The sequence below is a fragment of the Streptomyces sp. NPDC031497 genome (genome assembly GCF_055580905.1).
This window is the reverse complement of record NZ_JBVIKO010000043.1, coordinates 25232-40164: the sequence shown is the minus strand read 5'-3', so window position 1 is coordinate 40164 and position 14933 is coordinate 25232. Positions and strand designations below refer to the sequence as shown.

Sequence of the window (14933 nt, the reverse complement as noted above, 5' to 3'; positions counted from 1 at the left end):
ACGTACCAGCAAGCAAGAGGACCCTGCCCATGACCGTGAGCAGCGCAGCCTTCACCGGCAAGGTGGCCTTCGTGACCGGAGCCGGCTCCGGCATCGGCCGCACGACCACCGTCGCCTTCGCCCGCGCGGGCGCCCGCGTCGCCCTCGCCGACCGGTCCCCGAACGGCCTGCGGGAGACCGCACGCCTCATCGAGGAAGCGGGCGGCCAGGCCCTGGCCCTCACCTGCGACGTCACCCGTGAAGACGACGTGAAGTCCGCCCCGGGCAATACCCTCCAGGTGTTCGGACGAATAGACGCCGCCTTCAACAACGCGGGCGTCGAGCAGCCGGTCAAGCCAGCCGCGGACATCGCGAAGGACGAGTGGGACCGTGTCATCGGCACTGGCCACGCCCTGGTCGTCGACGGCGGCCAAACCGTCTGACGGCGGCCCGCCAAGGCGCCGTGCCGCCGCAGCTCATCAAGCAGCCTCAATACCCCAGTACCACTCGCACCGCCACACCCCAGCGCTCGAAGGGACAACGCGACATGAACCCCAGCTACAACTTCACCGGCCAGGTCGCCCTCGTCACCGGGGCCGGGGCCGGTATGGGCCTGGCGACCTCCCGAGCCTTCGCCGCCTCCGGAGCCGCCGTCGCCCTCGCCGACATCGACGAAGCAGCCCTGAACGCAGCCGCGAAGGAACTCACCGACGCCAGCCACCAGGTCCTCGCCTTCACCTGCGACGTCAGCGACGAGGACCAGGTCGCCGCCGCCGTCGACCGCACCGTGAAGACCTTCGGCCGCCTCGACACGGCCTACAACAACGCCGGCATCCAGATCCCGCCCAGCGACGCCGCCGACGAACCCGCCGAACGGTTCGACCGCGTCAACGCCATCAACCTCCACGGTGTCTGGGCGTGCATGAAGCACGAACTGCGGCACATGCGCGCCCAGGGCAGCGGCGCCATCATCAACTGCTCCTCCCTTGGCGGCCTCGTCGGTCTCCCGGGCCGCGCCTCCTACCACGCCTCCAAGCACGGTGTGATCGGTCTGACCTCCAGCGCTGCCCTCGAATACGCCCCGCGTGGCATCCGCATCAACGCCGTCTGCCCCGGCACCGTCGACACCCCCATGGCCAGCGACATGATTGACAAGGGGGAGATCGACCGCGCCGAGGCCGAGGCCAACCAGCCCATCAACCGGCTCGGCACCTCCGGGGAGATCGCCCAGGCGGTCCTGTGGCTGTGCAGCCCCGGAGCGGGTTTCGTCGTCGGCGTCGCCCTCCCCGTCGACGGCGGCTACGTCGCCCGCTAGGGACAGCTCACGCACGACAGAGACTGGAGAAAGACATCATGGAATTCGTCAAGCAGCAGCCCAGCAGCAAGGCCCCGGCCAACTGGTTCACCGGCGACGTGTGGTGGGACGTCATCGTGGCCGGCCAGGAGCCGTCCCGGATGCGCGCCAACCTGGTCCGCTTCTCCCCGGGTGCCCGCACCAACTGGCACTCCCACGCTGTGGGTCAGACCCTGCACATCGTTTCCGGCATCGCCCTAATCGGCACCCGGGACGGCACCGTCTTCGAGGCCCACCCCGGCGAGACCGTCGCCTGCCCGCCGAACGAGGAACACTGGCACGGCGCCGCCCCCGACCGGTTCATGGAGCACATCGCCATGTGGGAGGGCACAGGCGACGCCAGCCCCGAGACCACCTGGGCCGAGCCGGTCACCGACCAGCAGTACAACGGCCCGCGCACCCGCAACCAGTAGCCCCGGCCCATCGATCACGCAACCCGGGCTCACTCAGGACGTCAGCGTGTCCCGGAGCAGGGCCGTGTCAGCGAACTCCCCGAAGCGGACGATCAGTCGCCACGCACAACGAAGTGAACCTGGCCGCACATCTGACGAGGAGCGATCTTGTGATGGACCGACGCGCGGCGACCCGCGCCCTGGCCGGGGCCGCCATCACCGGCGCCGCCCTACTCGACCCGCTGGAGGGCTGGCTCCAGCCAACGGCTCCCACCGCACGGCCGCGCCACCGAGGCCGACTGGGCGTACGGGAGGTCGAGGAACTGGAGTCCACCGCTCGTACCTTCCGTGCCTGGGACCACAAGTACGGCGGTGGCCTACGCCGCAAGACGGTCCTGGGCCAGCTCAGTGAGGTCGCCGCTCATCTCAACGAATACCAGGTATCCAAGGTCGAACGGCGCCTGTACCAGGTCATGGCCCAACTGGCAGGCACAGCAGCCACCATGGCCCGGGACAAAGGACTCCAGCGCCGAGCCCAGAGCTACTACCTCCTGGCCCTTCGCGCCTCCCACGCCGGCGGCGACATGGTCTTCGGTGCCAACGTCCTTGCGGGCATGGCCCGCCAGATGCTCTACCGGGAGCAGCCCCAGGACGCCCTCGAACTGGTCCGTCTGGCCCAGGATGGAGCCCGCGCGGTCGCCCGCCCCAGAGTGCGCGCCATGCTCCACACTCGCGAGGCATGGGCGTACACGGCGATGGGCCGCACCGCCGCCTTCCACCGCGCCACCACCCAGGCCACCGAGGCGCTGACAGATGCCAAGCGGCCAAAGAGCCGTACTGGATCGCCTACTTCAACGAGGCCGAACTCGCCGGCACCACCGGCGGCAGGCTCCTCGAACTCGCCCGCCAGAACCCGAAGAAACACGCCGAAGCCGCAGCCGGAGAGATCCGCCACGCCCTCGCCCGGCGCGGTCCCGAAGCCGGCCGCAGCCATGCCCTCGACCCCATCGGCCTGGCCCAGTGCCACTTCCTCCTCGGTGACCTGACCGGTGCCGTGGCGGAGACCCACCGAGCGGTGGACGCGGCGAGCGGGACCCGCTCGAACAGGGTCCGTGCCCAGCTGGGCGAGCTGTACCCGTACACCGTGGGCAACAGCGCGGCCCGCCCCGTGCGCGAGGCTCCCGATAGGATCCGCGACCTGCTGTCGGCCTGAGAAGGAGAACGACGACCGTGACGACCATCGCGGTGACCGGGCACATGGACCTGACCGAGGACAGCATCCCTCTGGTCCGCACCGCCCTGGACGACCTGCTCAAGCAGTACGCCGACGATCTCGTCGGCGTCTCCTGCATCGCCAAGGGCGCCGACTCCCTCTTCGCCGAAGCCGTCCTCGCCGCCGGCGGACGCCTGACCATCGTCATCCCCTCCCAGGACTACCGCCACAACAAGGTCAAACCCGACCACGCCGCCCTTTTCAACCACCTCGTCGAAGCCGCCGAAGAGGTGCTCGTCCTCCCCCACGAAACCGCCAACCGGCAGGCATACGAAGCCGCGAACACCGTCCTCATCGAACGCGCCGACCGGCTCGTCGCGGTATGGAACGGCGAACCCCCGACGGGTAAGGGCGGCGGCACCGCGGACACGGTCCTCGAAGCGCAGGCAGCGGGCATCCCCGTGGACATGGTCTGGCCCGAGGGAACGGCTCGCAAGAGCTGAGTCGCGCGCGTGTCCCCCGGTCATTGCCGGTTATCGGCGGACGCCCGGCTTGCTGCGGGGCGAGGACGGTTGGGGGACGGGTGCCCGACTGGTGCCCGAGCGCTGATGCGGTGTTTCCGGGTCGGGATTCTCACGCCGACAGCCAGTGGAGGAGTGCTCGGCTCGCCTGGTGGCGGAGGTCCTAGACTGATGCTGCTGTACCGAAGAGGGGCACGGGGGGATACATGGACGAACTGGTCGAGTTCAAGACGGACAGCGGTGCTTCCGTCGTGGTCGCCATTGACGAAGAGCGTCGCGGAGCCCAGCCTGTGTCTCGCGGGGACGGGGTCTTGCGACAGGCGGGGCAGACTTTCAACGGCGCCCTGGAGAGCATCCACACCGCGGCCGAGTCGGCACTGCGTGTCTTTCGCGACGGTCAGCTCAAGCCTGACGCCGTCGAGATCGAGTTCGGCGTGAAACTCACCGCCGAGGCAGGGGCGGTCATTGCCAAGACCTCGATGGAAGGCCACCTGGTGGTGAAGCTCAGTTGGACGCCGAGCGCTGCTGGGGGGACCTCGACAGTCTGATGGGCTCCCAGTCCTGGCAGGTCCGGGTTTCTGCGCTCGGTGTCGGTTCCGGCTTCCTGGTGACTGACCGTCATGTGATGACTTGCGCCCACGTCGTGGACGGTGCGGAGCGCGCTGAGGTGATGTTCGCCCAGTACCCAGACCTTGGCCAGCTCGAAGCGACTGTGATCGCCGGAGGCGGCTGGAGTGGAGCCGATCAGAGCCGGGGCGATGTCGCAGTGCTTGAGCTCGACAGACCCGTGGGCGTACCGCCGGCCAGGTTCGCCGCCGTCGACGCGTCGTACGCGAATCCGGCGGCCAAGCTGACCGCGTACGGCTTTCCCCGCGGCTACGACGAGGGGATCCTCGGCGAATTCCGGAGCACCAGCGACCAGCTGATCGCGGGCGAGTGGCTTCAGCTGGAGGCGTGGACGAGCCACGGCTCACCCTTGGAAGAGGGGTTCAGCGGTGCGGCGGTCGTACGGGAGGACACCGGTGAGGTAGTGGGCATGGTCACCGCCAGGTACTCGGCAGGTGGGGGCGGGAGGATGCTCCCCTCCCGGGCGCTGGTCCGATACTGGCCAGATGCGGCGGACCTGGTGCCCGTACCCGATCACAGCCCTGGATTGGTGGCCCGGCTGCGTGACCTCGTCCAGCGGTACGCGGACGACTGCACCCCGGAGGACGTGTATCGCGGTGTCATGGAACCACTGACTCCGCTGCCCCCGCTCCCGCCTGCCGGCGGCTTCCTGTCCTTGTGGGACGTCGCCTGGTTCCTGCTGACAGAGGTCGACCCGATGCCGGGCACCGCGCCTTGGGCCGACTTCGCCGCATACCTCGCCGACCGTGCCCAGGACGCGGCCGTCCGGCGCGCGCTGTACGCATGGGCCGGAGACCACAGGTCGGGAACGACGCGTCAGGGGCGGGAGACCCGCCTGGTAGCAGACGGGGTCACGAAGTGGTCCCCGATCCTTGTCGAGATCGAACGCAGCGGAGCCGAGCGTGATGCTTACCTGGTCTCGGTCTACGCAATCCGCGATGGACGCGCGCAGCTCGTGGCCAGCAACACCCTTGCGAGGCAGCACATGCAGGAGTACGTGAGAGAACGCCTCGACCATGCCTTCCGGCAGATCGATCGAAGCGGGGACGAGCTCATAGCCTTCGCGTTGCCGAGAGACTGGCTTGGCGAACCCGTCGACGAATGGCACGCCGGTGCAGACGACGCCACTCCGCTCGGATGTTCCTCACCTGTCGTGGTGATGGATCTCGCTCGACGTCGGGAGTCAAGGCTCCAGTTTAAACTTGAGAAGGTCTGGCAGAAGCTCGACGGCCGGCCAGGTACCGACTGGCACTTGGTCAAGTGCGGCAGTCCTGAGGACCCGGCCAAGCTCACTGTCCGGCTCAGAGGAGTCCCGACGGCCGTGGGATACGGGTCGCCCCCTGAGACGGACCAGGCGCGCGGGCTGCTGCAGGCCGGCCTCAACGCGGCGGCGCCGGTCATCGTCTGGCCACGTTCGGGCTGTTCGAGCCGGCATGACGGTGACAGCACGGCCGAACACTCCTGCACTGGTGCTCACTTCCTTGACGCCCTGAAGGGGCGTCTGGCGTCGCTGCCCTTGGCAGATCTCCCGCTTTACGTCCGTGACTTGCGGAGCGAGGCGTATCTGGCCGAGGAACCGCACTGGGCCGCTGGCCTGGCCCTGATCTGGGAGGACCCGCGATGGTTCCCGGCAGCGAGCATCTACCCGCAGTCCCCGGTCGGCTGAGCGGCAGTTGAATGATCTGGAGAACTCCCATGCCCATGTGGCCTGTGTACACCGGTACGGAAGGGCCACACGACGGTGTGTCCCAGCTGCCCGACCCCCCGCCTTGGCGGGCCTTCGACGGCGGACCGCCGCTGCCCCTGCCGCCGCAGGAGGACGGCTCCGCGTCGCCAGACCGGAAACACCGCGCGGGCACGTACCAGGCAACCCAGGAAAGCATTGAGTTGGTGAATGCCGCCCTGGTCCTGCGCAGGCCGCTGCTGGTCACCGGTCCTCCGGGCAGTGGTAAGTCGTCGTTGCCGTATGCCGTGGCCAGAGAGCTGAAGCTGGGCCCCGTACTGCGCTGGAACATCACCAGCCGCAGTACTCTCCAGGATGGCCTGTACCAGTACGACCCGATGGCCCGCCTCTACGCGGCCAGTAAAGGTGCGGGGCACAAGCGGCCGGAGGAGGTCCGCGAAGGGGAATCCGCGGGCGCCGCCATCGAGGACCACCTGCGGCTCGGCCCGTTGGGGACCGCGCTGCTCCCCTATGAGCGGCCTCGCGTACTGCTCATCGACGAGATCGACAAGAGTGACCTCGATCTACCGAACGACTTGTTGAATGTACTGGAGGAAGGGCAGTTCGAGATCCCGGAGCTGGTCCGCTCCGCCGAGCATGCGCCCGCGGCGCGGTTGATGGTCTCAGGCAGTGCGGACCGTGCCACTGTCGACCGGGGGCTCGTGCGCTGCCGCGCGTTCCCGTTCATTGTGCTCACCAGCAACGGCGAGCGGGAGTTTCCGCCCGCGTTCCTGCGCCGATGCGTGCCCCTGCACCTCCGCCGGCCCGAGCCGGACCACCTGGAAGCGATCGTGCGAGCGCACCTCGGCGAGCTGGATGGGGACACGAAACGGATGATCACGACGTTCCTGGAGCGCAGCAGCACAGGCGAGCTGGCAACCGACCAGCTGCTCAACGCCATCTACCTCTCGAGGATCCCCGGTTTGGAGGCCAGATCCCGCGAGGCGTTGGCCGCCAGCCTCATGACCCATCTCGGCCCGGCCGCGGAGTTCCATGACTTCTGATCCGGCTCAGCCGTCGTCCCCCTCTGAAGTGAGGCGCCTCCTCGGCGTCCTTGGCCGGGCGGGCGATGGCGAGACGAACGCGACTGAGCTTGCCGAGCTGATCTGGCTGGCGCGCCACAGCAGCACGCCCGTGCGTGCTTCGCAGCAGGCGGGTGAAGCATCCCCCTCCGTATCTGCTGACGCCGCGCAGTCCGCGCCCCCCGTCAGCCATCCGGACCCGCCACCGGCGCCGGGACGTCCTGGCCTTCCGCTGTCTCATCGGTCCGACGCCGAGTCGCTGGAGCGTGGCCCATATGCGTCCCTGCTGGCCCCGCTGCCACCCATGCTGGCGCACCCGCTCCCGCTCCAGCGGGCCCTGCGTCGCTGCGACGGCGGGTGCCGTCGCACCGGAAGACGGAGCTGGACGAGCGGAGCACGGCGTACCGAATCGCCCGTCACGGAGCATTGCCAGGCACCTGGCTACCCGTACTCCGTGCGAAGCCCGAGCGCTGGCTCACCCTGTACCTCGTTTACGACGCGGGGCCGACGATGCCCATCTGGCACCCGCTGTGGCGGGAGCTGCACCGCGTCATCGGCCAGGCAGGCGCATTCCGCGAGATCAGGTTGCTGACCCTCACCCAGGAGGGGCAGTTGCGGAAGTCCCCCGGCGGACGGCCAGCCGCTCTGCCCCCGCGTGACGGCCGTTCCGTGACGCTCGTCCTCAGCGACTGCAGCGGCCCCCATTGGTACACCGGCAGCGAGGCGACCGCGCACTGGTACCGAGTGCTGGACCGATGGGCCCGCACGATGCCGGTGGCGGTCGTCCAGCCACTCCCGGAGCGACTCTGGCGGCGTACCGCACTTCCCGGTTCGGCGGGTCTGCTGACCGCGGGCGCACCTGCCGCAGCCAACACGGCACTGCGATTCACGCCGTACGACACACCTGAGGCAGAGGTGACCGGGCTGCCGCTGCCGCTGCTGGCGCCCTCCGCTCGCTGGTTCACACACTGGGCGGAGCTCGTGGCGGGACACCCTGGTGCCAAGGTGCCGGGGGTGGCCGCGACGCTGTCCGCCGATCTGTCAACAGCCCCTCTCGTACCGCCGGGAAGCACGTCCGAGTCGTTCTCGTCCGAGGAACTGATCCTCAACTTTCGCGCCTACGCCTCACCACAAGCGCTTCGTCTCGCCGCGCACTTGGCCACGAGTGAACCGAGCCTCCCTGTCATGCGGTTGATCCAGGCTGCCACGGAAGAACGGCCGGAGCCGCAGCACCTGGCCGAGGTGGTGCTCAGCGGCCTGCTCACGACAGCCCCCGGGAAGGCGGCCGCCTCGGGCCACTACGCGTTCCGCCCGGGTGTGCGGGAAGTGCTCTTGCGCGCTCTGCCCCGGTCGACGGTCGCGCGCATCGGCGCCGTCATTCAGCACCACGCCGGCTACCGGGCGGGAGAGCTCCCTGTCGTAGTGCCGACCGGGAGCCTCGAAGAAGCGGGAAGCCGCCCCTCTGGTGAGCCCCTGGCGGTGGTGACCGAGGAGACGCTACGGAGGCTGGGCGGCGGCTCCGGCAGGAGACCAGACGAGACAGACTCGGCCGCCAGCGGCATGAGCACCCTCGTTGACGGACGCTACCGTTTGGACGAGCGACGCCACGCAGGACCGACGTCCGATATTTGGCGGGTGATGGACGAGCAACTGGACCGGGAAGCAACCCTCAAGCTCTTCCACGCACCGATGACGGATGACGCCAGGAGGCGCAGGTTCCTCGCCGACGCGGACCGACTGGCCGGGCTCGACATCCAGGGGCTGGCACGGGTCGGTGGCTTCGGGTTCCACAACGGCCGTCCCTACGTCGTGACGGATCTGGTCGACGGAGAGAGCCTTGAGCAACGGCTGACGCTCGCCCCCGGGGGACTGCCTCCGGAGACGGTCAGGGCGATCGGCGGACAGATCGCTGGGACGCTTGCCAAGCTGCACCTGAACGGCCTGCTGCACCTCGACCTCAGTCCGTCGGCCCTGGTAGTGCACCGGGACGGGACAGTGGCCGTCACCGATCCCGGCCTGGGCATCCACGCTCTGCCGGACATGAAAGGTGTCGACTACCGGAGGAGCGCCTTCGACCTGTCCGGCCCACTCCTCGCTTATCGGGCGCCCGAGCAGCTTTTCGGCGCGTCAGCCGACCATCGCAGTGACCTGTACTCGCTCGGCTGCCTACTCTACGCGATGGCCACCGGCGCCCCACCCGCCCCGGACGCCCGCGCACTGCGCAATGCGTGGGCGCACGGCATGCGGCACCTCCGCCCAGACCTCCGGTCGGGTCTTCCTCCCGCGTTCGACGTGCTCGTCACCGAACTGCTCGCCGCAAATCCCACGGACCGGCCGGCTGACGCGGAAGACGTGCTCAACAGACTGGTGGGCACCAGTGCAGACGACGAGGAGCTCACCGCGGTCGCCCAAGCCGTGCTGGCTCTGGACCCGGGCGGCATCCGCATGGGGAATGTCCTGAGGGACACCATCGACGCGGCGCTCGATGGCCCCCGTACTGGCCGTTACGACTGGACGACCCTTTTCAAGACGGAGAAGGTGCACTTCGGAACCCAGGTGGAGATCGCCATCCAGCGCGAGTTCAGGTTCATGGACGGAACCGAGATGGACTACCGGATCGGTGGGGTGGAGGTGGATTGCAAGTACTCGCAGCAGTTTGGTGGATGGATGATTCCGCCCGAAGTCCAGGGACACATATGTCTGCTGGTCTGGGCAGACGACTACAAGGGCCTCTGGAGTGCTGGTCTGCTGCGCATCAGGAGGGAATGGCTCAATGCTGGTAGCAACCGGGACCTGAAGTTGACGATCAAGGCCCAGCATCGCGACAAGATTTTTTGGCTCTGGCGTGACGTGGATCTTCCGGAGAACGTCCTGCTGCACATGCCGGCCGCTGACCGCGACGCGGTTTTCGAGAGTTCTTCCGGACAGGCCCGGATCAACGAACTGTTCCGCCGAGTCCAGCAGCGTCGGATCGGACGCAACGTGGTCCGCACCGTGGTTCAGCAACAGGACTACATGAAGCGCGTCCGTGGAAACGGCGGGGCGCGCTCGATACTTCGGAACGAGGGAATCATTATCATGGGCGACAACAGTGCGCACCAGGAGGTCGCCCGTCAGCTTGGCCTCGTTGTTCCCCTGGAGGGGGAGTTCGTAAGCGCTCGGGTCGCACCGGCCGCGCCATCGGGCAGCAGGCCGGTCGTGGAGCTCGATGGTGGACTGTGGTCTGTGGCTTCCCCAGGCGACCCTGTGGTCATGGCACCGTTGCTCCCCGCCACGTTTGCCGCCGGAGAGAGGCAGTGAGCATGAAATACACCCAACCGGAAATGACGCTCGTTTGACGCCCGAGCGCCTCACGTGTTCTTTGCCGGTGCAGGATATGGCCTCTGACCTGCTCGTTTCCTTGCTTGCGCTCAGGTCGACATCTTTCCGATGACGCACCACGTTGAGTGTGTCGCAATCCATGAGCCTGCCGCAAAGGGCTCCTGACCTGCTTTTTTAGGTGGTGTGCGACGGGTCGAAGAAGCAGCTCACGTCATCCCACAACAGATCAGCCACCCCGCCATGCTGCCCAGCTCCCAGAACCAACGCACCCCCGTTTCCCTTGACCAAGGACATAGGGGCCCCGGAACAACTCCTGCAGCTCACAACGCCGTCAAGAGAAACCGGACGATCAACAGCAAGCAGGGCGCCTGCTGCTCCGCCAATCGTTAATCACACACGAGAACAGCGATTCATCATCGGTGTCATGTGCGGGAGTTCTTCGGACAGGATGCCGACGCGAAAATTGCCGCGCAGCCCACCCTGCAAAATTCGTCTCCTTAAAGCACACTGGGCGATCATCCCCGTAGAAACGGGGAGCACGGCCGAATCCTCCAGCCACTTCGGATCATCCCTGAAAGCGGAGCACCCCTTCCTGAACGAAGGTTCAGCTTCTGACCAAATCTCCGCTGCTGAGAGATGGTGACTCAGCCTGCGGGCTGCTCATTCTCCGCCGGAGGCCGGTCTCCTGCCGCCGTTCCGGCCAGCGCCTCGGACTCTAGCAGGGTGCAAACTGACCCGGCTGGGTTGACCAGCAACCGCTCCTCCGGTTCGAGCAGGGACAAGCAGCGTGCTGACCGGCGCGGCATCATAGGCGAGCCGACCCAGACCGGGGGACCTACGCGCTCGACGTGTACATCGGCAGGGTCGAGATACCGTCCGCCGAGGACGCCGCCAGCCGACCTCAGCCGAGTCTAGAGCCTGTCCGATGGGTCGACAGAGGTCGTCCTTGCCTGCCTTCTAGGCAATCCGAGGTGGATCGAGCCGTTCTCCGGGTTGTCCGAGGTGCAGTTCGCCAGGCTGGTGGCGCCGTGGCGGTGACGTGACGTCCAGCGTGGCCGCCCCTGGCGGCTGTCGCTGGAGGACCGCGTGCTGCTCGTAGCGACGTACAGGCGCACAAACCTGACGTTGCGGCAGGTAGGGCCGTTGTTCGGGGTGTCGAAGTCGGCGGCTGACCGCATCCTCTATCACCTCGCGCCGCTTTTGGCGCTCTCGCCGGGCCGCCGGCCTCGCTAGGACACCGTGTACATCGTCGACGGCACTTTGGCGCCCATCCGCGACCGCTCCGTCGCCGCGTCCAGCAAGAACTACCGCTACTCGACCGACGTCCGGGTCGTCATCGACGCCAACAGCCGCCTGGTCGTGGCGATCGGCACGCCACTGCCCGGCAGCCGCAACGACCACCTGGTCCCGGCCACCTTGACCAGCCCGGACAGCGGGACCCGCCTCGGTGACCAGCCCAGGTTGAAGGCGAGTTCGCTGCTGCCCGGGTTGTGGCGGATCAGCAGGTGCCGGTGCCGGTCGGCCTGATCTCGATCCAGGCCCAGTCGTAGTAGCGCGGTCCCTTCGCTCCGGCTCCGGCGCTCTGCCGGTGCCAGGCCGAGGCGGGCAGGCGGTCGGCCACGGCGTCCGCGCGAACAGCGGTTCGTCCCTGGTTGATCCGTACTCGCATGCTGCAGGCGACGGCCAGGACGTAGCTGCATCCGGCGGGACTCCAACAGGGCACTCAGGCCCGGGTCTTGGCCGTATGCCTCGTCGCCGGTCACCCATGAGGCGTCGATCCCGGCGTCCAGCGCTGCCGCGATCATCTGCCCGGCCAGCATGGGCTCGCTTGCGAACTGCGTCTGGTCGGGCACCCCGGCACGAGTGCGGCGCTGCGAGTCCTGACGCCAGGCGGTGTCGGGCAGGTAGAGCCGACGGTCGATCAACGCCCGTCCCTTGTTGGAGGCGTAGGCGAGGAAGACGCCGACCTGGCTGTTCTCGATCCGGCCGGGGGCCCGCATTTCAATAAGTGCTCGGTAGCGGGGTGTTGGTGGGAGTCTGAGATATGACTGCGTGTCTGCCAGGCCGCCTCGTTGCACAGGCGCTGCGGGCCAAGTTCGATCAGATCCTGCCGCACTTCGATGAGCGTCGCCGTCGGTTGTACCTGGCCAGCGAGGCCATCGCTATCGGCCGCGGCGGGATCGCCCGAGTCGCCGCTGCCTCTGGCACCAGCACCGCCACCATCGCGCGTGGTATCGCCGAGTTGGCCGGTTGCACCGCGCCGACCTTACGGATCCGGGCTCCGGGCGCTGGCCGTAAGCGGCTGACGGACACCGACTCCGGTCTGCTTCCGGCACTGGAGGTACTGATCGAGCCGCACACCCAAGGTGATCCCGTCTCTCCGTTGCGCTGGACCACTTTGCCACTTCGAGCACTGGCCTCGACCCTTGCCGCACAGGGCCACCCGGTTAGCGCTTCAACCGTGGGGCACCTGCTGCACGCCATGGGCTACAGCCTGCAGGGAACCGCGAAGACGACCGAGGGCGTCAGGCATCCGGACCGCGATGCCCAGTTCGCCCACCTGAACGCCACCGCCACCGCCTTCCCCAACGACATCCAGCCGGTGATCAGCGTCGACACCAAGGCCCAGGAATGGCTCGGGAACCGGTGAGGGCCCGGTCGCACCTGGCGTCCGGGCAAAGATGCCATCAAGGTGGACTGCCACACGTTCACCACCAACGACCAGCCGATGGCCATCCCTTACGGGATCTATGACGTCGCCAACAACACCGGATGGGTCAACGTCGGAACCGACCACGACACCGCCGAGTTCGCGGTGGAATCCATCCGCCGTTGGTGGCGGAACCGCGGGCGAGCAGACCACCCGAATGCCACCCGGCTCCTGATCACCGCCGACGCCGGCGGCTCCAACGACCCCCGCCGCTGGACATGGAAGAACAACCTGGCCGCATTCGCACGGGAGAGCGGCCTGGAGATCACGGTCTGCCACCTACCTCCCGGGACTTCGAAGTGGAACAAAATAGAACATCGAATGTTCTGCCACATCACCGCGAACTGGCGGGGGCGACCACTGACCAGCTACCAGGTCGTCATCGAGACCATCGCCGCCACAACCACCAAGACCGGGCTGACCATCGGGGCCGAGCTCGACACAGGAAGTTACGACCTGGGCGTCAGTGTCACACCTGCTGAATTCCACGCCCTGGCGATCACAACCAAGGCCTTCCACGGCGACTGGAACTACTCACTGGCTCCTGTCCCACCTTGAACGCCAGAGGTGCTGACAGTCGGCCGCCGGATCGACCCAGACCTGATCACGATGCTCACCAATCCGGCCCTGACCGGCATGCCACGGACCGACTTCGAACACCTGGTGGCGATCTCGGAACCATACTGGGACGCCATGGCCGAGGCGGCATTCCAGCGACGGTTCCACCGCCCACGCAGCTACCTCCACCCGCAAACCAGCAGCCTGGACCACTCCCACCGACTCCTGGCAGCCATCTTGCGCCGCCGCAAAGCGGTGACCAGTACATTCCTGGCACAGTTGCTGGGCGTCACCCGCACCAACTTGTCCAACCAGTTCCAAGACGGAAACCGGCTCCTGGACCTGCACCGAGTTGTCGTCGCGCCTCTACCCGGCTCGGCAGCCCGCACGTTGGAACAACTGCATGCCCGGGCGACTCCCATCGAGCCCCTTCGCTGACAGTTATTCAATTACGGGCCCCGGGCCGCACCGAGAATTGCCAGACCGGTGTGTTCGCCGCCTACGCCTCGACCCGTGGTCGTGCGTTGGTGGACCGGGAGCTGTATCTGCCCAAGTCCTGGACCGACGACCCGGATCGGTGCCGGACGGCGAGGATCCCCGAGGGCAAAGCCTTCGCGACAAAGCCGGAACTGGCGCGGACGATGGTCCAGCGCGCGCTGGACTCCGCGCTGCCCACCGCCTGGGTGACCGCGGATGCGGCCTACGGGCAGAAAGGGCGTTTCCGGCAGACGCTGGAAGAGGCCGGCGAGGGCTACGTCCTGGCGGTGCCCAAGTCATAGCAGGTCAAGACGGCTGCGGGGAGCTGGCGCCTTCGATCACGTCCTGGCCGGCGCCCCGGACGATGCGTGGGAGCAGATCTCCTGCGGGGACGGCGCGAAGGGTCCACGGATCTACGACTGGGCGGCAGCGCGAATGCCTGTGATCGAGGATGCCAGCGGTGCCTCGTCCACGCACCATCGCTGGGTCCTGGCCCGCCGGAGTCTGGTCCGCCCCGAAGAGATCGCCTACTACCTCGCCTACGCACCGCAGGAGGCAGCCGTTGCTGAGTTGGTCCGCGTGGCCGGCACCCGCTGGGCGATCGAGGGGTGCTTCCAGGCCGCGAAGAACGAGTGCGGCCTGGACCAGTACGAGGTCCGGCGCTACGTCGGCTGGTATCGCCACATCACCCTGGCCATGCTCGCCCACTCATTCCTCGCCGCGATGGCTGCCCAGGCACTCGAAAGGGGGGTGGAAGAAACGGTTCAAGCACCCTCGTGCCCCTCTCCCTGGCAGAAGTGCGGCGGCTCATGGATCTTGCCCCTTCTCCAGCAGCCCTCTTTCCGCGCCATGAACACGGGCTCCGCTGGTCCCGCTGGAGACGCCTCCACCAGGCTGTCGCCCGCTGCTTCCACTACAAGCGCCGCACACACCCCGATCGGGTGAGTCACGAACCACCGTCACCCTGACGGGCTGTCAGGCGATTACGCTCGAAACAGGCACCGTGACCAGCGGAAATGGAGAACTGCGACTGGAG

At 67.6% G+C, this 14933-nt stretch carries 10 protein-coding genes and 4 pseudogenes; 13 read left to right on the top strand and 1 reads right to left on the bottom strand.

Features of this window, described 5'->3' with window-relative positions; genetic code table 11:
• The first annotated feature begins 29 nt into the window (after nucleotides 1-29).
• The 11 genes and pseudogenes from ACZ5K7_RS46145 to ACZ5K7_RS46095 form a co-directional block, all read left to right on the top strand.
• A complete protein-coding gene (locus tag ACZ5K7_RS46145) occupies nucleotides 30-422 on the top strand; it encodes an SDR family NAD(P)-dependent oxidoreductase (RefSeq protein ID WP_468924204.1) in 393 nt (130 codons plus the stop codon).
• Nucleotides 423-526: 104 nt separating this feature from the next.
• Nucleotides 527-1294 (top strand): glucose 1-dehydrogenase, encoded by a 768-nt coding sequence (locus ACZ5K7_RS46140; RefSeq protein ID WP_468924201.1) that lies wholly within the window; start codon nucleotides 527-529, stop codon nucleotides 1292-1294.
• Nucleotides 1295-1332: 38 nt separating this feature from the next.
• On the top strand, nucleotides 1333-1746 hold the full coding sequence (locus ACZ5K7_RS46135; protein WP_468924198.1) for a (R)-mandelonitrile lyase: 414 nt from the start codon (nucleotides 1333-1335) through the stop codon (nucleotides 1744-1746).
• 152 nt (nucleotides 1747-1898) lie between these two features.
• The gene (locus ACZ5K7_RS46130; RefSeq protein ID WP_468924195.1) at nucleotides 1899-2771 is read left to right on the top strand and encodes a hypothetical protein; all 873 of its coding nucleotides are present in this window, start codon (nucleotides 1899-1901) and stop codon (nucleotides 2769-2771) included.
• Nucleotides 2772-2779: 8 nt separating this feature from the next.
• Nucleotides 2780-2938: a hypothetical protein gene (locus tag ACZ5K7_RS46125; RefSeq protein WP_468924192.1), complete on the top strand. Its 159-nt coding sequence runs from the start codon at nucleotides 2780-2782 to the stop codon at nucleotides 2936-2938.
• A 17-nt stretch (nucleotides 2939-2955) separates the two neighbouring features.
• Complete coding sequence (locus tag ACZ5K7_RS46120; protein ID WP_468924189.1) at nucleotides 2956-3441, top strand: hypothetical protein; 486 nt, start codon at nucleotides 2956-2958, stop codon at nucleotides 3439-3441.
• 224 nt (nucleotides 3442-3665) lie between these two features.
• A complete protein-coding gene (locus tag ACZ5K7_RS46115) occupies nucleotides 3666-4007 on the top strand; it encodes a CU044_2847 family protein (RefSeq protein ID WP_468924187.1) in 342 nt (113 codons plus the stop codon).
• Entirely contained in the window at nucleotides 3968-5752 is a 1785-nt protein-coding gene (locus ACZ5K7_RS46110) for a VMAP-C domain-containing protein (protein WP_468924184.1), read from the top strand. The genes ACZ5K7_RS46115 and ACZ5K7_RS46110 overlap by 40 nt, the downstream gene beginning before the upstream one ends.
• 29 nt (nucleotides 5753-5781) lie before the next feature.
• Nucleotides 5782-6813 carry an AAA family ATPase gene (locus tag ACZ5K7_RS46105; RefSeq protein ID WP_468924181.1) on the top strand — a complete coding sequence of 344 codons (1032 nt, stop codon included), beginning with the start codon at nucleotides 5782-5784 and terminating at the stop codon, nucleotides 6811-6813.
• A 291-nt stretch (nucleotides 6814-7104) separates the two neighbouring features.
• Entirely contained in the window at nucleotides 7105-10131 is a 3027-nt protein-coding gene (locus ACZ5K7_RS46100; RefSeq protein WP_468924289.1) for a NaeI family type II restriction endonuclease, read from the top strand.
• Nucleotides 10132-11070: 939 nt separating this feature from the next.
• Nucleotides 11071-11589: pseudogene (locus ACZ5K7_RS46095) on the top strand (helix-turn-helix domain-containing protein); the annotation flags it as partial.
• A gap of 161 nt (nucleotides 11590-11750) precedes the next feature.
• On the opposite strand, the pseudogene ACZ5K7_RS46090 reads toward ACZ5K7_RS46095, so the two are convergent.
• A pseudogene (locus ACZ5K7_RS46090) lies at nucleotides 11751-12152 on the bottom strand (transposase); the annotation flags it as partial.
• A 44-nt stretch (nucleotides 12153-12196) separates the two neighbouring features.
• Between ACZ5K7_RS46090 and ACZ5K7_RS46085 the strand changes: the two are divergent.
• Nucleotides 12197-13878: pseudogene (locus ACZ5K7_RS46085) on the top strand (ISAzo13 family transposase); the annotation flags it as partial.
• 3 nt (nucleotides 13879-13881) lie between these two features.
• A pseudogene (locus ACZ5K7_RS46080) lies at nucleotides 13882-14623 on the top strand (IS701 family transposase); the annotation flags it as partial.
• Between the last annotated feature and the right edge of the window lie 310 nt (nucleotides 14624-14933).